This is a genomic window from Acinetobacter sp. BSP-28 (genome assembly GCF_044130285.1).
GTDB lineage: Bacteria > Pseudomonadota > Gammaproteobacteria > Pseudomonadales > Moraxellaceae > Acinetobacter.
In genome coordinates, this window is sequence record NZ_JBIQOB010000002.1 from 161,348 (window position 1) to 184,402 (window position 23,055).

17 protein-coding genes are annotated in these 23,055 nt (G+C 41.8%); 9 read left to right on the forward strand and 8 right to left on the reverse strand.

Annotated features, from left to right (window positions below; all coding sequences use genetic code 11):
- Positions 1–142 precede the first annotated feature (142 nt).
- Positions 143–1,234, forward strand: a complete 1,092-nt coding sequence (locus ACE01R_RS02155) for a GGDEF domain-containing protein (RefSeq protein WP_395544643.1) — start codon at positions 143–145, stop codon at positions 1,232–1,234.
- A 211-nt stretch (positions 1,235–1,445) separates the two neighbouring features.
- On the forward strand, positions 1,446–1,808 hold the full coding sequence (locus tag ACE01R_RS02160; protein WP_395544644.1) for an endonuclease domain-containing protein: 363 nt from the start codon (positions 1,446–1,448) through the stop codon (positions 1,806–1,808).
- 92 nt (positions 1,809–1,900) lie between these two features.
- Here the strand turns inward: ACE01R_RS02160 and ACE01R_RS02165 are convergent, their stop codons facing one another.
- Positions 1,901–2,296, reverse strand: a complete 396-nt coding sequence (locus ACE01R_RS02165; RefSeq protein ID WP_395544645.1) for a hypothetical protein — start codon at positions 2,294–2,296, stop codon at positions 1,901–1,903.
- A gap of 479 nt (positions 2,297–2,775) precedes the next feature.
- Positions 2,776–6,465: a methionine synthase gene (gene metH, locus ACE01R_RS02170; RefSeq protein WP_395544646.1), complete on the reverse strand. Its 3,690-nt coding sequence runs from the start codon at positions 6,463–6,465 to the stop codon at positions 2,776–2,778.
- Between the two features lie 468 nt (positions 6,466–6,933).
- Between metH and ACE01R_RS02175 the strand changes: the two genes are divergently transcribed.
- Positions 6,934–8,553: an inorganic phosphate transporter gene (locus ACE01R_RS02175; RefSeq protein ID WP_395544647.1), complete on the forward strand. Its 1,620-nt coding sequence runs from the start codon at positions 6,934–6,936 to the stop codon at positions 8,551–8,553.
- A gap of 176 nt (positions 8,554–8,729) precedes the next feature.
- Here ACE01R_RS02175 and ACE01R_RS02180 read toward each other — a convergent pair whose 3' ends face one another.
- Complete coding sequence (locus ACE01R_RS02180) at positions 8,730–10,280, reverse strand: hypothetical protein (RefSeq protein ID WP_395544648.1); 1,551 nt, start codon at positions 10,278–10,280, stop codon at positions 8,730–8,732.
- Positions 10,281–10,519: 239 nt separating this feature from the next.
- Positions 10,520–11,137 carry a rhomboid family intramembrane serine protease gene (locus ACE01R_RS02185; protein WP_395544649.1) on the reverse strand — a complete coding sequence of 206 codons (618 nt, stop codon included), beginning with the start codon at positions 11,135–11,137 and terminating at the stop codon, positions 10,520–10,522.
- A 158-nt stretch (positions 11,138–11,295) separates the two neighbouring features.
- Here ACE01R_RS02185 and nfuA point away from each other — a divergent pair, with 158 nt between their 5' ends.
- Both nfuA and ACE01R_RS02195 read left to right on the forward strand, forming a co-directional pair.
- Positions 11,296–11,934 carry a Fe-S biogenesis protein NfuA gene (gene nfuA, locus ACE01R_RS02190; protein WP_395544655.1) on the forward strand — a complete coding sequence of 213 codons (639 nt, stop codon included), beginning with the start codon at positions 11,296–11,298 and terminating at the stop codon, positions 11,932–11,934.
- 169 nt (positions 11,935–12,103) lie between these two features.
- Positions 12,104–14,158: a TonB-dependent receptor domain-containing protein gene (locus tag ACE01R_RS02195; RefSeq protein WP_395544684.1), complete on the forward strand. Its 2,055-nt coding sequence runs from the start codon at positions 12,104–12,106 to the stop codon at positions 14,156–14,158.
- 50 nt (positions 14,159–14,208) lie between these two features.
- Here the strand turns inward: ACE01R_RS02195 and ACE01R_RS02200 are convergent, their stop codons facing one another.
- Complete coding sequence (locus ACE01R_RS02200) at positions 14,209–15,216, reverse strand: hypothetical protein (protein ID WP_395544687.1); 1,008 nt, start codon at positions 15,214–15,216, stop codon at positions 14,209–14,211.
- A gap of 15 nt (positions 15,217–15,231) precedes the next feature.
- Complete coding sequence (locus tag ACE01R_RS02205; RefSeq protein WP_395545296.1) at positions 15,232–16,185, reverse strand: alpha/beta fold hydrolase; 954 nt, start codon at positions 16,183–16,185, stop codon at positions 15,232–15,234.
- Positions 16,186–16,569: 384 nt separating this feature from the next.
- Here ACE01R_RS02205 and ACE01R_RS02210 point away from each other — a divergent pair, with 384 nt between their 5' ends.
- Entirely contained in the window at positions 16,570–17,184 is a 615-nt protein-coding gene (locus ACE01R_RS02210; RefSeq protein WP_395544689.1) for a carbonic anhydrase, read from the forward strand.
- Positions 17,185–17,220: 36 nt separating this feature from the next.
- Here the strand turns inward: ACE01R_RS02210 and ACE01R_RS02215 are convergent, their stop codons facing one another.
- The gene (locus ACE01R_RS02215; RefSeq protein ID WP_395545316.1) at positions 17,221–17,805 is read right to left on the reverse strand and encodes an arylesterase; all 585 of its coding nucleotides are present in this window, start codon (positions 17,803–17,805) and stop codon (positions 17,221–17,223) included.
- A 56-nt stretch (positions 17,806–17,861) separates the two neighbouring features.
- Here ACE01R_RS02215 and ACE01R_RS02220 point away from each other — a divergent pair, with 56 nt between their 5' ends.
- Both ACE01R_RS02220 and ACE01R_RS02225 read left to right on the forward strand, forming a co-directional pair.
- The gene (locus ACE01R_RS02220; RefSeq protein WP_395544691.1) at positions 17,862–18,590 is read left to right on the forward strand and encodes an ABC transporter ATP-binding protein; all 729 of its coding nucleotides are present in this window, start codon (positions 17,862–17,864) and stop codon (positions 18,588–18,590) included.
- A 1-nt stretch (position 18,591) separates the two neighbouring features.
- A complete protein-coding gene (locus tag ACE01R_RS02225; RefSeq protein WP_395544693.1) occupies positions 18,592–21,072 on the forward strand; it encodes an ABC transporter permease in 2,481 nt (826 codons plus the stop codon).
- Between the two features lie 336 nt (positions 21,073–21,408).
- Here the strand turns inward: ACE01R_RS02225 and ACE01R_RS02230 are convergent, their stop codons facing one another.
- Positions 21,409–22,221: a rhomboid family intramembrane serine protease gene (locus ACE01R_RS02230; RefSeq protein WP_395544718.1), complete on the reverse strand. Its 813-nt coding sequence runs from the start codon at positions 22,219–22,221 to the stop codon at positions 21,409–21,411.
- Between the two features lie 79 nt (positions 22,222–22,300).
- Here ACE01R_RS02230 and mtgA point away from each other — a divergent pair, with 79 nt between their 5' ends.
- Positions 22,301–22,975, forward strand: a complete 675-nt coding sequence (gene mtgA, locus ACE01R_RS02235; protein WP_395544722.1) for a monofunctional biosynthetic peptidoglycan transglycosylase — start codon at positions 22,301–22,303, stop codon at positions 22,973–22,975.
- Positions 22,976–23,055 lie beyond the last annotated feature (80 nt).

A 23,055-nucleotide genomic window follows, 5' to 3' on the forward strand; every position in this document is an offset into this window, starting at 1 on the left:
AATTATAAAGATACTCCTAACGAACATGAACTTTTTTAAAAAAATACCTAGGCTGATTTTGCATTATTGGGGCAGGTTCAAGTTTCATTTATTTGAATCTGATCATTTAATTATTAACTGGTCCAATTTCGATAAGGGCATATTGCTCTGCTTTTTTGGAGCATTTTGCCAAGTCAGTGCGATTAAATGGTATCTGTTTAGTTGTTATTCAGAAGACAATCGGGTCTGGATTAATCATGACTTTTTTTTCGTCCGTATTACCACTGTAGTCACCACCTTAATCATTTTTATCGGCATGATTGTGCTCAGCCACAGATATAAGCACAATGCAAAATTCCGTATTTTTATTGCTTATTTTTCACCGATGTTTTTTGGTGCCGTGATGATTTATGCAGGCTATACCGTGGGAATGTATAGCCCTGCAACCATAGCCGGGTTCGTCAATATTGTGCTGATTGGCCTGGTCTATTATTCACGCAAAATAATTTATAGCGTCGCCATTTTTGCTTCTATTTTTACCATTGTTATCAGCTATTTAACTTTTAATGGGCTAATCCGTTATGCCCCTGTGTTTAGTGACACCCTGACCCATAGTGAGTTTTATCACAATCCGTTCTGGATCAAAAGTATGGCTGAGGTTTATCTTCCCATTTTGCTCACTTCGATTTTGTTTTTTGAAATTTTGCTTTCGCAGTGGCGCCGGCGTGAAATGAAGATTAAGAAAATGAGTCAGACCGATGCGCTGACCAATGTATTTAATCGTCGTTATATTGGTGAACAGCTCAGTACTTTGGAAAGCAAGAAAAAAGCAACCTATGCCGTGGTGTTGCTGGATTTGGACTACTTCAAAAAAATTAATGATGATTATGGTCATGAAGTAGGAGATGCTGTTCTACAGCGTGTGGCGACAATTTTATGTACCACAACAAGGATACAGGATGTGGTAGGGCGTTTTGGTGGTGAGGAGTTTATCTTGATTTTAAAGGATCAAAATTTGCAGCAGGCAATCGAGATTGCTGAACGCTGTCGCAAAATTATTGAACAGGAAGAATTTGAACTGGAAACAGGGGAAGTTTTAAAAACCAGTGCAAGTTTTGGAGTCGCACTTGCACAGGAAAATGCCAAAAAAGAACACACCATTCGTATGGCAGACCGGGCCTTATATCTGGCTAAAAAGAAGGGGCGCAATCAGGTACGGAATTATTTAGAGTTAAACTTAAAGCCTGCTGTTTAAGCTTGTATTGCTCGGGATTCCTGATCATAAGCTGCAAAGAGCTGCGCAAATTTCCGACCTATACTTTTAGTAGTTTCTCATTTGATTCTTTTTGTGATTAAAAGAATTACGTGACAGTTCCTCCCTGAACAAATTTTAAAGCACTGCTATAAAACGAAGTGCAAGAAAGGGGCGGAGGAGGGATTAAAAATATAAAAATAGAAGAATAAAAATGAAACCCTACAATAAAAACTTAAAACAAGCCTCTCGTGACTTGCGCAACAATATGACTGAAGCTGAGAAATTATTTTGGTCAAAACTGCGTGGCAAGCAAATTTTAGGTTTGCAGTTTTATCGACAAAAGCCAATTTTGAATTACATCGTAGATTTTTACTGCCCAGCAGCCAATTTGGTGATTGAGTGTGATGGCAGTCAGCACTATACAGAAGAAGGATTAGAAGCAGATCAAATTCGGGATGAAACTTTAGCTCAGCTGGGATTAAGAGTATTGAGATTTGATAATGGGCAGATGATCAACCATTTAGATAGTATAATTGAAAGGATTTATCAATTTATTCAGGAAGAATCCCCCTAAATCCCCCTTTGATAAAGGGGGACTTTTCGTGAATCTTATGATGGTCTTGGATTAATGTTGTTCCTCCCTTTTTAAAGGGAGGTTAGGAGGGATTAACATTTAGAAAATGCCTTCAAAAAATTAGTAGGGTGTTGATGAAATCGGATGTGATTTAGTGATTTTAAATTTCGTCGCTTTTCTTTAAATGCTGGAACAATATAACCCCATTCCGCATTCCTAGAAAAATAAACGACATAATCAATATCAGCATCTTCCCATTTATTTTCGACAAGAATATTGTCATTGGCAGAATCTAAGCTCTTAACCTGAATTCGATAAAGAGTACGTCCATCGAGAATTTGGATATCAGTTTTAGCGTAGACATCTAAGCTAGGCATACTTGCATCCCAGCCATCACTTAATAGCCAAGAAAGCAAAAGAAATTCATAAGAATGATTTTTGTATTGAGATAAAGTTTGTTCTTTTAGCGCAGTTTGACGAACAGGCATAAAAACTCCTTAAAGTTTTAAATGCCGCAACTCGTTCTAGTCTCTACGATATCGCAATACAAGAAAATTTTTGTATTGGTGCGGGGCGCATTGGCAGTAAATTAGATTCCAGCGCAAGACAATGCTCTAACGATGGTTAGTACTCAATTACTATTTATTCAGTAATCATGAATTACAAGGGTACTAGCCCTAATAAGACCAATGGATGTAGGCTACTTATATTAAGTAATTCAAGGCGGTATAGCCCGTAATAATATTTAAATTAACGATGTTTAAAAAATTTGTCAATTAAATCCCTCCCAACCTCCCTTTAAAAAGGGAGGAGCTGTCACGTGATTTATATAATCACATAACATCCCCCTCTTTGAAAAAGAGGGGTTAGGGGAGATTTAAAAACAAAAAATCCCCTCACTTGAGGGGATTTTTTAATTCGATAAAAATGGATTTTCCCCCTTTTATTAAAGGGGGGTTAGGGGGGATTAAACCACCGAATCATCCAAATTAGGCGCTAACCAACGTTTCGCTTCATCCAGTGTCCAGCCTTTACGCTTCGCATAATCCTCAAGCTGATCGCCTGCGATTTTACCCACGTTAAAGTACTGCGACTCAGGGTTTGCATAGTAGAAACCACTCACAGATGAAGGTGGCCACATTGCAAAACTTGAAGTTAAGAATGTACCAATTTTGTCCGTTGAACCTAACCAGTCAAACAATGGCGCTTTTTCAGAGTGCTCAGGACAAGCAGGGTAACCCGGTGCAGGGCGGATACCGACATACTTCTCTTTAATCAACTCTTCATTCGACAACTGTTCAGATGCCTGGTTGCCCCAGAACTCTTTACGGATGCGTTCATGCAAGTGCTCGGCAAAGGCTTCGGCAAAACGGTCACCCAAAGATTGCGCAAGAATCGCAGAGTAGTCATCACCTTTGGCTTTGAATTCATTTGCCATTTCTTCTGCACCGAAGATCGACACAGTGAAACCGCCCAAGTAATCCTCTGCAACGCCTTTAGGCGCAACAAAGTCTGCCAATGACAAGTTTGGTTTGCCAGTGACTTTGTCAGACTGCTGACGAATATGCTGGAACGTATGCGTTACCGATTGACCATCTTCGCTATACACTTCAACCGAATCTGCACCTGAACGGTTGGCAGGGTAGATACCAAACACGGCACGCGCATCAAAGCGTTTGTTGTCGATGATGTCTTTCAACATCTCTTGTGCTTGATTGTACAAATCAGTTGCTGCTTCACCCACCACTTCATCTTTCAGAATCGCAGGGAATTTACCTGCCAAGCTCCAGGAAATGAAGAATGGTGTCCAGTCGAAGTACTCAACCAAAGTTTCCAAAGGATAATTGGTCAGTGTTTGCGTACCAATAAAGTTTGGCTTCGCAGGCTTATTCGCTGCAAAGTCAATTTTTAAGCCATTTTCAATCGATTCTGCATAAGTCAGCTTCGCTGCTTTAGGCTGTTTGTTGGCAATACGCTCACGCACTTTTTCATATTCAGCGCGAGTGTCTTCAACAAATTTTGGCTTCATTTCTTTAGACAGTAAAGTTGTAGCCACACCTACAGCACGAGACGCATCGGCAACGTAAATGACCGCGTCATTTGAATATTGCGGGTCAATTTTCACTGCAGTATGCGCTTTAGACGTCGTTGCACCGCCAATCATCAACGGTACATTGAAGCCTTTACGCTGCATTTCTTTGGCAACGAACACCATTTCATCCAGTGACGGTGTAATCAGACCAGAAAGACCGATAATGTCGACTTTCTCATCAATCGCCGTTTGCAGAATCTTCTCGCAAGGCACCATCACGCCAAGGTCGATGATGTCATAACCGTTACAGCCCAGCACAACGCCGACAATGTTCTTACCGATATCGTGCACGTCACCTTTAACGGTTGCCATCAACACTTTACCTTTAGACTCACCGCCAGATTTTTCCGCTTCAATGTACGGGTTCAACCAAGCCACAGCTTGCTTCATGACACGTGCAGATTTCACCACTTGCGGCAGGAACATTTTACCCGAACCGAACAGGTCACCAACCACGTTCATACCGTCCATCAGTGGACCTTCAATCACATCGAGCGGACGCTTGGCTTTTAAGCGTGCTTCTTCGGTATCTTCATCAATAAATGTAGTGATACCTTTGACTAGGGCATGCTCAAGACGTTTTTCCACAGGAAGCTCACGCCATTCCAAGTTTTCTACTTGTTTTTGCGCAGCGCCTTGACCACGGAATTTTTCAGCAACTTCTAATAGTTTTTCAGTTGCATCATGCTGGCTCTCACCTTGGTTTTGGTTCAAGATCACATCTTCAACCGCAGCTTTTAGCTCAGGGTCAATATCATCGTAAATCGCCATTTGACCTGCGTTGACGATACCCATGGTCATGCCTTGCTTGATGGCATGGTATAGGAATACCGAGTGAATCGCTTCACGAACAGGTTCGTTGCCACGGAATGAGAACGATACGTTTGATACACCGCCTGAAATCATCGCATGCGGCAAGTTTTGCTTAATCCAACCTGTTGCTTCAATGAAATCCACAGCATAGTTGTTGTGTTCTTCAATACCGGTTGCCACCGCAAACACGTTCGGGTCAAAGATGATGTCTTCAGCAGGGAAGCCCACTTCATTGACTAAGACATCATAAGAACGCTTACAGATTTCACGTTTGCGTTCTGCAGTATCCGCCTGACCTTTCTCATCAAAAGCCATGACAATGATTGCAGCACCGTACTGACGGCATAAACGCGCTTTATGTACAAACTCGTCATAACCTTCTTTCAGAGAAATCGAGTTAACAACCGGTTTACCCTGTACGCATTTCAAGCCTGCTTCAATGATTTCCCATTTTGAAGAGTCAATCATGATTGGCACACGTGAAATTTCAGGCTCAGATGCCACAAGATTCAGGAAGTGCACCATTGCACCTTGTGAATCGAGCATGCCTTCATCCATGTTGATGTCGATGACCTGTGCACCGGCTTCAACTTGCTGCTGTGCAACTTCAAGTGCTTCAGCAAAGTTTTCTTCACGGATAAGACGTAAGAATTTTTTAGAACCGGTTACGTTGGTACGTTCACCGACGTTCACAAAGAGTGATTCTTCAGTAATGTTGAACGGTTCAAGACCACTTAAACGACAAGCTGGTTTAGTTTCAGGCACTTGACGCGGTTTGATGTCTTTTACTGCATTGTAAATCGCACGGATGTGATCTGGCGTTGTACCACAGCAGCCGCCGGTAATGTTAATCAAACCGCTTTCTGCAAATTCTTTAATAAATGCAGCCGTTTCTTCAGGGGTTTCATCATAACCACCGAAGGCATTTGGCAAGCCTGCGTTTGGATGGGCAGAAACAAAAGTATCGGCAACATCAGAGATGGTTTTGACGTGTGGACGCATCGCATCTGCGCCCAGCGCACAGTTAAAACCAATCGACAATAAATCACCATGACGAACAGAGTTCCAGAACGCTTCTGCAGTTTGACCTGTCAATGTACGGCCTGAAGCATCGGTAATCGTGCCTGAAATCATCAATGGCAATTCATAGCCAATTTGGTTGAACACTTCTTTGACTGCAAAGATTGCCGCTTTACAGTTCAGTGTATCGAATACGGTTTCAATGAGTAGAATGTCCGCACCGCCTTCAATCAGGGCATGCGCAGCTTCAATATAGTTTTCTTTCAGCGCATCAAATGTGATGTTACGGAACGCTGGGTCATTTACGTTGGGTGAAATCGAACAGGTACGTGACGTTGGCCCAAGCACACCGGCAACAAAGCGCGGTTTGTCTGGTGTTGAATATTTCAAACATGCTTCTTTAGCAATACGTGCTGCTTCACGGTTAATCTCAGGGACAAGATCTTCCATGTGGTAATCCGACATAGAAACACGTGTACCGTTGAAACTGTTAGTTTCAATAATGTCGGCACCAGCTTCAAGGTAGGCTTCGTGAATACCTTGAATGATGTGAGGTTGGGTCAACACCAAAAGGTCATTGTTGCCTTTCAGGTCAGATGCCCAGTCAGCAAAACGCTCACCACGGTAGTCGGCTTCTTCGAGTTTATGACGCTGAATCATGGTGCCCATAGCACCATCAATAATCAGAATCCGTTGAGCGAGCAGCTCTTTTAGGGTGGCAAGCGTGGACATAAATAACCCCAATCCGATGGAATATAAAATCGGCAAATATATTAACAGAATTCAATCCAGTTTTATTGATATTCGCAGGCAAGGGGTATGCACTATGTATTAGGTTGTTGAATAAATAGACATATTTATTGACAGGTGTGTTTAATATAAATGCTTGGAATGCTTCACGAATTTGTCATATTAATCAGGCATGATGGAAAATAGGTGATACGCAGGAGCAAATGTGACAATAAATATGAATTTATATCAGATAAGCTGAAACATTGATTTTCAAAATAAATAATAGTGGATTATGTATGTTAACTAATTGATTTATTTTATTAAAATTAAATAATTCGGTGGGTTTTGGTGAGTGCATAATAGTAAATAAAGTATGAAAAACTGCTTTATATGACACCGTTTTGTCATATAATTGTCACAATTAAATTGAACAATAAGGGGATTTTATTATCCCTTTGAACCGTCTGCATGAATTCTAATATTCCTCCCGTCCAAGATCAGGTGCCATCAGCACCAGCGAAATCGACGAATGTGCATGTTGCTACGCCGAAATTTTTTATGCCGGTGTTTCTCACGGTTATTATTTCAACTTTAGTGTATATCGGTTTTCAACTTTCAACCGATTTGGCGCATGTTCCAGCATTAAGTTTATATTCCGTTATTCTTTTAGCGACTGCTTTATTAATTGCTTTAGGCTTTGAATTTGTTAATGGTTTTCATGACACGGCCAATGCAGTCGCAACTGTTATTTATACCAATGCCTTATCTGCACCTGTTGCAGTAATGTGGGCAGGCTTCTGTAACTTCCTTGGGGTGATGGTGGCAAGTGGTGCCGTCGCTTACGGCATTATTGCTTTATTGCCTGTAGAGCTGATTATGAATGTCGGTTCTGGAGCAGGCTTTGCCATGGTTTTTGCCATGCTGATCGCTGCGATTCTCTGGAATTTAGGTACCTGGTTTTTAGGTATTCCGGCATCGAGCTCACATACCCTAATCGGTTCGATTTTAGGTGTGGGTATTATGAATTACCTGCTTCATTCAGGCGCTGGCGCAAGCGGCGTAGATATGGAGCAAGTGATGAAAGTAGGTAAAGCACTGCTGTTTTCTCCGCTGATTGGTTTTGCTTTTGCTGCAGTCCTGTTTTTACTGGTGAAAAAAATTTTCCGTAAACAGTTGGAGCTCTTTCATCCGCCTGAAGGTAATAAGCCGCCACCGCCTTTGATTCGTGCGATTTTGATTTTCACTTGTACCGGTGTGAGTTTCGCGCATGGTTCAAATGACGGTCAAAAGGGCATGGGCTTGATTATGCTGATTTTGATTGGTTGTGTACCTTTGGCTTATTCTTTAAATAAGAATTTAGACAGTGCACATATTCAGTCTTTTGAGCAATTGTCTCAGCAAACGGCTACTGCTATTTATCCGCAGCATGAAAATATTACGGATGATCAGGCACGTGCTGTCATTACCAAATATATTCAAACCAAAGAAGTGAATCCTGAAGTGGTTCCTGCTTTAGCGAGCTTGACAGATCATTTAGGTGAACGTGTTGCCAAATATGGTGATATTCACACTATTCCAGAGGCTGAAGTTTCTGCGATCCGCAATGATATGTATCTCAGTACTACTGCGTTTAAGCGTTTAGATAAAGCTGAGCAGCTTCCTGAAATGTCAAAAGATCAAAGCAAGTTAGTTAAAGAATATCGTAAAAACCTGGATTCATTCCTGCAATACATTCCAACCTGGGTGAAAGTGGCTGTTGCCCTGGCATTAGGTCTGGGTACGATGGTTGGCTGGAAACGTATTGTGGTAACTGTAGGTGAGCGTATTGGTAAAAACCATATGACTTATGGTCAAGGCATGTCAGCTGAACTTGTTGCTATGACAACGATTGCTGCTGCTGATGGTTTGGGTATGCCTGTATCGACAACACACGTTTTGAACAGTGCAGTTGCAGGTACCATGGTAGCCAATAAATCAGGTTTGAATTTACAAATGGTGCGTACGATTTTATCGGCATGGGTCTTCACTTTACCAGCGACTATTTGTTTATCTGGTGGTTTGTACTGGTTATTCTTACAGTTCGTTTAAGACTTCTGTTAGAAACAAAAAACGCTGCAATTGCAGCGTTTTTTTATGTCTTTTAGTGCTTTGTTATGAAAAGAAAATCAAACTGCATATATCCTTCATTTGTCTTTGTTTGACCTTCACTTGCACCTTGGTTTAAAGTCATACTTCCCATCTAAAGAAGAGGGGAAGCCTTGTGATTATTTCTTTATCTTGCGTAGCACCTTCTTAATCGGCAATTTTTCGTTGGCAAAGCCATACAGTGCGGCAAAAGGCAGAGCAGTGCGGGCCAAATAAGGCACACGCCACAATCCGCCATGGTTGGCGCCTTTCATCATCAGTTCCAGCGGATGATCCAGATGAGTTTCCGGGTTGGCAACCGATTCAGGATGGCGCAGGTCATAAATCCACAAAGCAGCCATAAGCGCATTGGTAGTTTCAGGGTGAAAGGATTCAACATCAAACAGGCTGGCACCATTGAAGGCCGCTTTCAATAACGGATTTTTGGTCACTGAATGGGTCGTGGTAGACGGTGCAATATTGATACTGACCCGTTGTCCATAATGACGCGCCAGTGTTGCACGCCACTGCTGGATACGCTTGGCCAAAGCATAGTTTGGGCCTTGCTCGACCACCAGACAGTCCGCAATGCCATATTCCTGACCATTGTCGGAAGGAATGAGCATATGTAGATTCTGCTGGAAAAAGCGCTTGGCGGTAATAGCTGAAATACCTTTACTCATAAGCTGACGCACTTTGGAGCGACAGTGGAACTTGTCATAAGATGCTTCTACCACTTCCTTCGGAATGGCATAGACATCGGTTGGCGTGCACATAAACATTAAGCTGGTATCGGCCTTTTGCTCACTGACATATTCGATAATGCTATCCATGGCCATGGCAACACGGACATGCTTTTCACCATCAAGATAGGCAATCGCAGCCAGGTCAAGCTGATGCTCACTTTGGCTTAACCAGTGGGCAATTTCAGGGGTTTGGGTGAGTAAATCTGCGCCTAATTTTTCTTTCAGCACAGTGCTGGAAGTATCTTCTGCCAATTTTTCTGTACAAGGAGCATAAAGTGTAGCGTTACCTTGCTGAATGGTGTTTAAGATTCTGTCCCACACCCGGGTATTGGGTAAATCAACAGCAATAATATTGGCTTTCCAGCGTGCCAGCCAGGTCAGTGGACCCGCTTCAGAGCCTGCACCAAATAGCACCATGGTACGGTCAGAAAGATCAAACCATTCCGGATGTGCCTGTGCGCTACGTAAGGCATCGGCATGACTGCTTTCGATAATGCCTGCATCTTGCCAGATCTGGATTTGATCCAGTAAAGCCTGACCTTGTAACTTTTGGCCTTTATAAGGTACATACCATTCTGGTGCAGTATCATTTTCACCTTTGAGCTGAATGGTATACAAAGTGGCAGTATCGACATCTTTCATAATGTCTTTAAGTAAATAGCGCTGACCATCACGATAAAAGTCAAAGCTATGATGAGCTTTATGCAAGCCTTGCTTGGCAATGGTAATAGAATTGTTGATGGTGCGAATACCCTGTTCTACCAAGGCTTTGAAGTAGATGGGATAGTGTTTGCGCCAATTTTTTTCAGCAAGTGCATTCATGGATGACTTGTTGTCAACGATAGACAGGGCTTCAGCAATAATTTCCTTGCCTGTTTGGGTGGTACTGGCTTTTTTGCTGTGGGGATTGATCGGGAATTGAAGACCATTTAATGAAGTGGACATGCAAAAGATCTCTTTTTTTTGCGCATTAATATACAGATGTCTACATTATCTATGCCAAATTGATTTGAGGGGTAGCATTTAATGACAAAATTATGTAAATCTTTATTGAAAATAAGCAGCAAAAAAGGAGCTTTTCAGCTCCTTAACATATAAATATTTTAGAGTTCTTTATTTGGCAAACCCTATAAATTTTTTAAAATCTAAATACCAAGTTATTCCGCTCCGAAACATACGTTTAATTAAAAAGGAAACTGCATCAATTTATTCAAAAAGTGGCCAATAAGCCGTGGTTCAATAATGATGGTCATGATTACTCCATAAGCTGCGCCCCATAAATGCGCACTATGGTTAATATTGGAGTTGCCACGTTTACCTGACCAGACGCTATAAGCGACATAAAGTACAGCAAAAATAATCGCCGGTACAGGAATAAAAAATACAAAGATCAATTTCCACGGTTCAAATAAAATATAGGCAAACAGCACCGCTGATACTGCACCAGAAGCGCCTAAACTGGCCCAGCGATGATCATTTTTATGTTTTAAATAACTTGGAATAATCGCTGCAATCAACCCGCCCAAATAAAACAGCACAAAGCCTAAATCGTACATATATTGCCGATAAAAACTTTCAATGACGCTGCCAAAAAAGAACAGGGTAATCATGTTAAATAACAGGTGAGCCCCATCCGCATGCACAAAACCATGAGTAATAAAACGATCATATTGTCCACGCTGCATCGCTGGTGGCCAGAAAATGAGTCGGCTCATGACATTCTGGTTTGAAAACGCAATCAGCGAGATAATCAAGGTAATAATAATCAGCGTAACGGTATGGTTAAAAGGTAAATCCAACATAAAAGCAAGTTCTACATTTCAAAATCTATTGTTCATAATGCCATTAAATGGCGGCTTAAGTTGAACTTTCACAATAAATCCGACAATTTTAGTTGAATTTATTAAATTACCCCGCATCTTCAGTTAAAATGGATACTTCAGCTTGAGGAAATATTGTGATGTCGACTGAGAACACCAGCACTGCAGTTGCAGAAGAGATTCCAAACTTATTGATTACTCCGACTGCTCAAGAGTATTTAAAGGATTTGTTAGAAAAGCAAAACACACCAGGCATTGGGGTGCGTGTGTTTGTGGAAAATCCTGGTACACCACGTGCTGAATGTTGTATGGCATACAGTGCACCTGACGAAGTTGTCCCAACTGACTATAAACAGGACTACCCAGATTTCCCTGCATTTATTGATACACCGTCTATTCCGTATCTGTTGGATGCCGTGATTGACTACAATAAAGACCGCTTTGGTGGTCAGTTGACATTCCGTGCACCAAATTCAAAAGTGCCACGCGTAGGTCCAGATGCATCAGTAGAAGAGCGTATTACCTATGTACTTCAATCTGAAATTAATCCGGGACTTGCAGGACATGGTGGTAACTGTGCGCTGGTTGAAGTGGTTGAAGATGAAGAACACGGTTTAACTGCGGTACTGAAATTTGGTGGCGGTTGCCAGGGCTGTTCATCTATTGACCTGACCTTGAAACAGGGTGTTGAAACTACCTTGAAACAGCATGTGCCTGAATTGGTACGTGTAGTGGATCAAACTGACCACAGCAACACCGAAGGTGCTTATTTTAAATAAGCCTGAATAATGTAAAAAATAACCTCCATTTAGGAGGTTATTTTTTATCTTTCGTTAAAATAATAATGAGAATAATTATCATAATTAATTGCATTAAGTTTGAATTTTGTTACACTGTGCAACGAAAATTGCATTATTTATCCATTATTTCGCCTCTTGGGGAACTTGAATGACCAAGCGTATTGTTCGATCTGTACTCTCACTTTCAATTTTATCTGTTATTGCTTCAGTTACATTTGCAGCTGATCAAAGCACATCTTCTGTTTCTGAGCCGGTCAAGTTAGAAACAATAGTCGTTACAGCGGCAGGTTATGAACAGGATGTAAGCAAAGCTCCTGCATCAATGACTGTGATTACCAAGGAAGAACTAGAAGCGCGACAATACAATGATATTACTGATGTCCTCAGAAATACGCCGGGGGTGGTGATTTCTGGAGCAGGTTCTGCACAAACGGTCAGTATTCGTGGTATGGGTTCAAGTTACACATTATTTTTGGTTAATGGTAAACGTCAATATTCTAAAGATGTGAATCCGAATGGAGATGACAGCGGATTTGAAAAAAATATCTTGCCGCCGGTTGCATCGATTGAACGTATTGAAGTGATTCGTGGACCTGCATCTACTTTATATGGAAGTGATGCTATGGGTGGAGTAATCAATATTATTACCAAAAAAGTCAGTGATGAATGGTCGGGAACAGCTGAACTAGGAACGGTTTTACAGGATTCGAATAATTCTGGAGATATCCAAAATGGTTCGATATATCTAGCCGGCCCTTTAATTGAAAATAAACTGGGTATGCAGCTTGGAGTGAATAAGCAAAAGCGTGAAGAAGACAGCTATGTAGGCGGCTTCCGGGGTACGGAAGTTGAAAGTCTAAATTCCAGACTGACTTATTTAATCAATGATAATCATGATTTAGAGTTTGACGCGAATTTCACAAAGCAGGAATCTGAATCAACAGCTGGAAAAACAATCCTAAGTACAGGTACAGATTCATACGGTCGAAATTATCGTCAAGTATTTGGTTTAACTCATAATGGCCGATATAATGATGTACTGAATAGCAGTTCTTATCTTCAATATGAAAAATCAAAAAATCCGGATCGTAAAAATACGACTTCAGGTTTAAGCGGAATTGAACTTGAAACCTGGCTGGCCAATACCCAATGGAATTGGCAGTTAAGTAATCATAATTTAATTACAGGCCTATATTTTAAAAACGAATCATTGGTTGATAGCGCAACTAATCAAAATCTAGAGATGCCTGTAACTGAATTAGAGCGCTGGGGATTTGCAGTTTTTGCTGAAGATACCTGGTCAATTACCGATACTTTTAACTTAACTACAGGTTTGCGTTACGATCACGATGAAAATTATGATGGCAATTTTTCACCTCGTTTATATGGGGTGTACAACCCGACAGGTGCTTGGACATTTAAGGGAGGGGTATCTACTGGCTACAAACAACCCGACTTGCGACAATCATCAAGTGATGTACATTCTGTAACCGGTAAAGGCAGTGCCTTTATAATGGGGAATGACGATTTAACACCGGAAAAATCTTTAAGTTATGAACTTGGCACCGTATGGCAGGGTAATAAGTCTAAAGCATCTTTAACCGCATTCTATACTGAATATAAAGATAAAATCACTGAAGTTCGTGATTGTTCTTCTCCAAATGGCAGCAATAGCAACTCGGCAACATGGGCATGCGTAGACCCATTTGGTCGTATTGAGGCTGCAACGGGTAATGTCCGCTTATGGAACTTTATCAGTTCACGCATTAATGTAGATGAAGCGACCATGCAAGGTGTGGAGGCTTCATTTGAAACTGAGCTTGCTGAGGGTGTGAATCTCAATACCAATTACACCTATACAGAAACCGAGCAAAAATCAGGGGATTTAAAAGGCCAGCCTTTAAATCAAATGCCAAAGCATATGTTTAATGCAACCGTAGATTATGATATCAACGATGCTTTGGATGTCTGGACACGCTTGCATTATCGTAGTGAAACGTCTTCTTATTTGGGCCGTGCCTCAATGTCTGATCCGACACCTGCATATCAATTTCTGGATGTGGGTTTTAACTACCAGTTTACCCCAAGCTTAAAAGGAAAATTTGGCGTTTATAATATTCTGGATGAAAAAGCAGAAGATGCAGATGGCGAACAGGTTTTAGATGGTCGTCATTATGGCATTAGTTTTGTCGCTAATTTCTAATGAATTAAATAAAAAAAGCCGCATCATGCGGCTTTTTTTATAACTGGAAATTAAGCATCCAGATTTAAAATTTTCTGTGCTGTTTCCGCATAATAAAATTTCTCTAAATATACTCTGGCACGTTCACGTAGATATGCAGATGAAACCAGTTTTTGCACGACAGGGGCTAACAACTGCTGTAATTCGTGTTGAATCAAGGCTTCATCAATATTGAGGTCACGCAGTAATAGGTCGAAAGGGCGTTCCTGGTTACGGATGTACCAGGCATACACGCCATCATGGACTTGCTGTTTTAAATAATCCGTTTGACGAATATGATCCCAGATTTCATGACCCATACTGACCGTATTAGACAGATCCTGAACTTCAATATAATTTTTCAGTACCGTTAAAGGCATATCCTTAATTTTATGCCAAAGGTTGGCCTGAAAATGATAGAGCTTTTCGTCGTCAAAATGCTGATTGAGAACATGCTCGCTCATCTGGCTGAGTTTTAAGATATTCTTCTGTAAATAATGCGCGATAGTTTCATCCAGATTTGAATCGGTGACGGTTTCCAAAACCGATTTGCCCATTTTCATAAAACGTGACACGCCAGGAACCCGTTTTGCCATCACGGAATTATCCACATAGTCTTGAATCGAGTGTTGAATCAGCTGGGTAATCATGGCGGAAAAGGCAGGATTATTGACCACGGTTTTAATTAAACGCTGACGGTGAGCACTTTTGCTTGCTACATATTGGGCAATCTTGTCGATGGTTAAAACCGGAATGACATCTGCGATTTTAGTGCTCTCATTGAGGGGATGAACCAAAGCAAAACGTAGATGCTCGCTAATCTGTTCAATTAAAAAGCTACTTGCTGGAGTGGCTAAAATCTGTTTTTGCAGCAGCGCATTAATTTGTTCAAAAGACCAGATCTGTTGTAGTGGTTGTTTTCTAAACCATTGATAAAAATTTAGAAATTCAGTTTCAATAGTGGCAGTATGTGAAAACTCTTGTTCTAAAAAGTCAAGATGAGCTTCAATCAACTGCTCAATCACCGGATGTTTTTGCATACTGTCTCGAAAAATTTAATTTAATGGAATGAGTTTATCCGCAAGCGGGTTTTTCATCTTCTGGGTTTTGGCAAGAAAAGGTAAATAATATGCTGCTACTTCTTGCTCTGCTTCCAGAATTGGCATATGTCCAACATTATTAAGGATGACAGGAGCCTCAGCGCGTTTCAATAACGATTTTAATTCATTTGCCACTTCAACATTAATAATTTTGTCCTGTTTGCCCCAAAGAATCAGGGTTGGTGCTTCTACCGTTCGGGTAAGACGGGCAAAGGATTCTGGCGTATAAATTCGATTTAGTGCCACCAGCTGATCAATCAGTTTGTCATTCTTTGCTGCTTGAGTAATCAGGTAATTCTCTTGTGCAGATTTTAAGGCATTGGGCAAGCTAGGTGGATTTTGCATGACCCGATGCATCACCTGTTCCAGATCGCCAGGTTTAGACACAATCAACTTTTTAAGGGTGACGGGGTCTTTGGAATAACGGGTAGTGGCCTTGGTATAAATACCTGCGCTATTGAGCAGAAATAAGCTTTGCGTATCAAATGGATATTGTGAGGCATAGACTGTGGCAATCGATCCCCCAAAAGAATGTCCTGCCACATTCAATTTGTCTTCTACATCGATGGCTTCGACAAAACGGCGCAAGCTTTCTGTCACATTGGGCACCGAAGCATCAAAATTTTCCGGCGTTCTGGTTTCACCATTATTGGGTAAGTCGGGAATGATCACATGATAGTAAGGCGTTAAAAAATGAGCCACTCGATTCCAGTTGTCGCGATTTCCAGCTAAACCATGAATAAGCAGAATGGTCGGCTTTTGCCGTGAACCCCCTTCATTGTATGCCCAGCTAATTTCACCCACTTGAATGGTTTTTGCCTTTAAACCTGCTTCATTGCGTTCCTGAATCAGATAGTTTTGCAAATTTATTTTTTCTGTATTCGGTTTATTGTTTTGAGCCATAGTCATACCTGTAAAACAACAGGCTGTAACAAGACAGAGGTTGCGTACAAATCGGGAAAAACTTGAACCAGGCTGTGTCATTGATGATCATCCTTGAAGATTCATGACGATAATATTTATAGGCCAAGAATAAAAATTATCTAATTTCAGACAGCATCTAATTTTTTTTAAATGTCTGTAGTTTATTGTAAGTATTATTAAAGAAATGTCACTGAATGGTTTTTTGAACCCGGTAACTTGAAGGTTTTAAAATGTGAACTGAGTCGTTTTTTAGGTGCAATAAAAATATTTTGTAACGTAGTTATAAACTGCACAGCTATGCTTTTTTGCAAGTGACTTTCGATTTTGATGGCATTAAAATATTCCAACTTAAAACATTGGAAGACCAGCATGCTAACAGCAGAAGAAGCTTTAGATCGTTTAAAAAAAGGGAACCAGCGTTTTGTAAACGGTGAAACAACTCATTTGAAGCTTTTGACTCACCAACAGCGCGCAGAAATGGCCGAAAGCCAAGACCCATTTGCGATTGTTTTAGGTTGTTCAGATTCCCGCGTACCGGCTGAAATGGTATTTGATCAGGGTCTGGGGGATTTATTTGTCATTCGTGTCGCGGGTAATATTGTTGCGCCATCTCAAGTGGGAAGTGTCGAATTTGCAGCAGAAAGCTTTCATTGCCCTGTAGTGATCGTATTGGGTCATACGCATTGTGGTGCCATTCATTCCACGATTGAAGCCTTAACCAATCCAGCGACTCCGCCATCAGCCAACTTGATGTCGATTGTTAACCGGGTGCGTCCTTCAGTTGAAATTTTAATGCAGACCGAACTTAAAGATGATTTGGAAAAACTGTCTAAACATGCCGTACGTTCCAACGTTTTTGCATCCGTGAATCAGTTGCGTCACGGTTCTGCGGTATTAGAAAATCTAATTGCCCAAGGCAAATTAAAAGTAGTGGGGGCAGAGTACTCGCTTGAAACTGGTGAAGTCACTTTCTTTGACTTCTAAGCTGGAAGATATTATCTGTTTCTAAAAAAAGGCGCTTTATAAAGCGCCTTTTATATAGGGATAAGCATTGTTCAACAATATGCTTTGGGCAGAAGCATTGGGATGAACCAGATCGGCCTGCATCAGGCTTTTTTTGCCCGCAACGCCTTCTAAAAAGAACGGCAGCAATTTTACATTGTGTTGCTGACTGACAATTTTATAATTTTTTTCAAAGGCTTTACTATAAGCTGTGCCGTAATTGGGTGGGATTTTCATTCCAAAAACAATCACTTTTGCTTTTGCCTTTTGACTGTGCTGCACCAAGGTCGCCAGGTTTTTTTGAATCAATAGCGGCGGCTGACCGCGTAAACCATCATTTCCGCCCAATTCAATCACCACAATATGTGGTTTATAGGTTTGCAGTAATTTGGGTAAACGTGCCACAGCACCACTGGTAGTTTCCCCACTGACACTGGCATTGACCACTTTATGCTGTTTCGGATACTGTTGGTCTAGACGTTTCTGTAATAATGCTACCCAGCCTTGCTGTGCCTGTATGCCATAACCCGCACTAATACTGTCACCCACAATCATAATGGTTTTAGCAGATGCCATGACTGGAGTAAGACCCAGACTGAGCATGGCCAAGCAAGGCAATACAAGAGTTTTAAGATTGCGATTTTGCATATAGGGATTTTATGACCCAAGTTAATAGCGACCATTCCATCATGCCACAAGTGATAATTTCTGCACAGCAGCTGACGCAAAAGATAAAATTTGCGCAAAAAGAGCTCAGCATTTTTGAAAATTTAAGCTTTGATATTTATCGTGGTGAACAGGTAGCGATTACCGGACGTTCAGGCTCGGGCAAATCGACCTTGCTGGGTATTCTGGCGACACTGGATCAAGCCAGCTCAGGGAAATTGCAGGTATGTGGGCAATCGATTACCGAATTGAATGAAGAGCAGCGTGCACTGGTGCGCTTAAAAAATATCGGTTTTGTGTTTCAGTCCTTTCAGTTGTTACCGCACTTAACGGCTGTTGAAAATGTCATGTTACCGCTACGCTTACAGCCGGGCTTTAACTTTACTGCAGCTGAAAAAAAGGCCTTGGTCTTGCTGAAGAAAGTCGGCTTGGAACGTCAGGCCATGCAAACCCCCAAAGTCCTGTCTGGTGGTGAACAGCAACGGGTGGCCATTGCCCGGGCCTTAATTAGTGATCCGCAAATTATTTTTGCCGATGAGCCTACCGGTAATCTGGATGCTCAAACTGCCAAGGAAATTGAGCAACTGTTATTTCAGCTGAATCGTGAATTTGATACCACGCTGGTGCTGGTTACCCATGATTCAACATTGGCCCAGCAATGCCAACGGCATTTTGAATTACGTGATGGTCATTTTATAGAACATGCTCAGAAGGAGGGCTGAAATGAATTCATTATTTCGGCCTTTACTGACCCAAAGCTTTAAAAGCAGCGGTGTTTATCTGCTGATTATTGCCCTGACCCTGGCGATTAGTGCCACTACTGCGCTGAAATTTAGCAATGAACAGATTCAAAATGCCGTAGCCTTACAGGCCGCAGAAATGCTGGCTGGGGATCTGGTGCTGACAGATAATCAGCCGCTGGAACAAAAGTGGCACAATCAGGCCAGGCAATTACAACTGCAACAATCCCAAGTCACCACCTTCGGTTCTATGGCCCATACCAATGACCAGTTTGTGATGGTGAATGTAAAAGCAGTCGATCAGGCATTTCCCTTACGCGGGGAGCTTCGGGTTTTGCCACAAGCCAAAACCATCCAGTCTGGTGAGGTCTGGATGAGTCCACGGGCTATGGATTTATTGCATGTTAAATTGGGTGATCGAATCAATATTGCCGATGCGCAATTTAAGATCACGGCAAAAATTGAACATGATTCCAATCAGGAACTGGGCTTTTCCGGTTTTTCACCGACGGTGATTATTTCCCGCAATGACGTGGCGAAAACCAATGCCATTCAGGTTGGTAGCCGTGCCGAGTATCGTTTATTAATGGCGGGAGATCCACAGCAGACCAAGCAGTTTGAACAAAATTTTAAGCAACAGCAGCAAGGCATGCTGCCGAAAAAAGTGCAAGATACGCAAATACAGGATGAGCAAAATAGTCTCAGGTTAAGAAATGCCAGCGAAGGTAATACCCGTTTAATGAAGCCGATAGCCAATCTGGATACCTTTCTGCAACTGAGTAATATCTTGACCATTTTGCTGTGCGGGATTGCGATTGCCTTAACCAGCCAGCGCTATGTGCAACAAAATCAGGACCATATTGCGTTGATGCGTTGTATTGGTGCCACGCGAGGGCAGATTCTCAATGCCTATCTCACTTTGCTAGCTGTGGTATTGGTGGTTGCCATGCTGATTGGCAGTCTGGTGGGTGTCGCTTTGGGTTATGGTTTGCTGCAACTGATGCTGCAACTGATTCCAAATTTGCAGATTGGATTTTCTGCTGGGGAGATGCTGCTGGGACCATTACCGGTTGCCATGTTGACCAGTGCCGTGGTGCTATTAGGATTTATTGTGCCTAGTTTATGGCAATTATTGAACACTCCGCCAATTCGTGTCATTCGCCAGCAGGAAAAATCTGTGCAGTCGATGCTGTGGATGTTAGTGATGGGCACAGCCAGCCTGGCGCTATTCAGTATCGTGCTGACTGAAAATATCGTGCTGACCGCCTGGGTGATCGGAGCGATTGTGCTGCTGTGTACGGTCCTCTATTTATTGATCTGGGGCTGTTTAAAATTCATCAAAAGCCTGAAAGGGGCTATTTCGGCTTATGTGCGTGTGCCTTATCAAACGGCTTTTCAAATTACTGCTTTGGCACTCGGCCTGAGCCTAATGACTGTGTTGACCGTATTAAGAACAGACTTGCTGGAACGCTGGCAACAGCAATTGCCGGAAGGCACACCGAATCAGTTTGTTTATGGCCTGCCGCCGTTTGATATGCCAGCCTTCAAAGCTCAGATTAAGCAACATGGATGGCCAAGTACGCCTTTATATCCCAATATTCGTGGCCGACTGGTGGCGAAGAATGATCAGCCTTTTGCAGCAGATCTGGTCAAAAGCAATAATTCATTACGCCGTGAACTCAATTTAACCCAGACCACAGAATATCCGGCAGACAATATCATTATGCAGGGCACAGCAGCGTTGAAACGTCCCGGTGAGGTGTCGGTTGAGGCTAAAACCGCAGCAGAACTGGGCATCAAAATTGGCGATCGGTTGACCTTTAGTTTGCCTGAGGGTCAGATTCAGGCCCAAGTGGTGAACTTGCGCAGTGTGGAATGGGAAAGCTTTAGTCCGAATTTTTTCTTTATTTTTGCACCCAAAACTATGGATGAAAATGCGGGCAGCTATCTAGGCAGTTTCTATGTGCCGGAACAGGATAAAAACCAGATGGTTAGGGTGATCCAACAATTCTCTAACACCGTTTTTATTGATGTCAGTCTGATTCTGGATGAAGTCAAACGTCTGGTGAGTGTGCTGGTGCAAATTATTACCATACTTGCATTATTGGTCAGTATTTCGGGCATTCTGGTTTTAATTGCCTGTTTAAACTTATTGATGGATGAACGTAAACGTGAAGTGGCTTTGCTGCGCTCATTTGGCAGTTCCAAGCAAAAGCTTAAACAGATGATGACCTTAGAGATTGGCTTTATGGGATTCATGGCAGGGATCGTATCCTGCCTGTTTGCGGAAGTGATCAGTGCAATTGCCAGTTATAAAATGAATCTGATCATTCAGGCACATTGGGAAATCTGGCTGATTTTACCCATACTCATGACGATACTATGTGCTCTGATTGGGCGTTATCGCTTAAGTTATCTCTGTGACATTCCGCCACTGCAAAGCTTGCGAGAGATGAATCAATAGCTGATTCATCTTTAACAGCAATAGGTAAGGATATAAAAAAGGAGATTAGATATTTTTCATGAATTATTTTTTAAGATTATAAGTTGTTTGTACTGCCAAAATAATAAATTTTAGTAGGCATTTGATTCATGAGTGTGGCATGGATGCCACACGTTTCTCATCACGACAGGGAGGTCGTGTATGAGAAACAAAAGGTTTTTGTCTACTTTTGACCTTTCAAAAGTAGAGAGATTGCCTACACGAAAACATAAAAATTCAAACAACCAAATGAGGCTGTGCTGATTTAAAAAACTAATATCAAATGTTTCGATTTATGAGAGAAGTTTATTAAAAATTCTAAAAATGCAGTTGTGCCCGCATAGCAGCCAATATTTGCTGCCAAACCGGTTCCAGAATCTGAACCTGTTGCATGCAGTAAGCATACAGCAGATAACAGCTGATCATGCCCACAGCTAGCCCCACCACGAAAGCCAAATTCGGTTTATGTATTCTTTGTCCGATATACCAAATCGACGTGAGCACAGCACCCATCAACATGCCGCCAATATGTGCGGCATTGTTAATTCCGGCTATGGTAAAACCAATCAACAAATTGATGCCCATAATCATCAGCAAGGTTTTTTTATCTAAAATAAAACGCTGCTTAGGTAACATGGGCAATAAGGATAAAACAGTCAATGCACTACCAATGCCCATCACGGCACCCGACGCACCGGCACTGACAGTGGGAAGAAGTGTAGGGTCATTGGTTTGCAAGAGTTCAAAGGTATTTTGAATATCAATGAAACCGCTGAGTAAACTGCCCATCAGACCGGCAAGAATATACAGACCCAAATAATAGAAACGACCTAAAAGTTGTTCGGCCACACTGCCAAAAATATACAGTGCCCACATGTTCAGCATTAAATGAATTAAGCCAAAATGAAAAAACATGCTGCTAAACAGGCGAGTGGGTTCCTCTAAAAAGGTTAAAGGTGCATAATCAGCTCCCCAATGAATCGCATCGACCAGACTTGGAGCAGTAATATTGACTCCACTCAGGACTTGCCAAAGAAATAAACCGACATTGATGGCAATAAAAACTGCCGTCAGCCACCAAAGGTGAACCTCGAGTTTAGTTCGAATGGGAGGGGGAGAAAGTTTGGTCATGCTATTCTTTTATAATCTTTGCTATATTCAGCTTCAAGCTTAGCACGAAAAAAACAGATTTTTGGAGTAACTCACTGACATGAAAGCTTTTATTGTTCGTAGTTTGTTAATACTTGTCAGTCTGGTGCTTCTAGTTCAACTCTGGATTTTTTCAAGTTTGCTGTGGTGGCGAACCCATCCGGTGGATACCACCATGATGATGCGTCTGGATTACTGGTCCGAACCTTCAAAACCCATTAAACATGAATGGCGTGATTATGATCAGATCAGTGATTATATGAAACATGCCGTGGTTGCCGCGGAAGATGGAAAGTTTTTGCAGCATAAAGGTTTCGACTGGGAAGGCATGCAATTCGCTCTGGAACGCAACAAAGACAAGGGGAAAGTGGTTGCAGGCGGTTCAACCATTTCGCAGCAATTGGCCAAGAACCTGTTTTTATACAATAAGCGTTCCTTCCTGCGTAAAGGGCAAGAAGCAGTTGCGACCTGGATGATGGAGCGGATGTGGTCAAAAGAACGCATTCTGGAAGTCTATCTAAACTCGGTAGAATTTGGCGACAATATCTATGGAATAGAAGCGGCCACCCAGCATTATTTTGGCAAAAGTGCGCGTAGTCTCAGTCGTGAACAGGCGGCATTTTTAGCAGCCATTTTACCTAACCCTAAATATTATCAAGATCATCAACATGATAGAAAGCTGCAATATCGCAAGCGGATGATTCAAAAATATATGCGTTATAGCCATATTCCCTAATTTAGGATTTATTTTCAAAAAGCCCAGTGATTTGGGCTTTTTTTTTATGAAATTGTCATAAATTTGAAGCATACTTATGA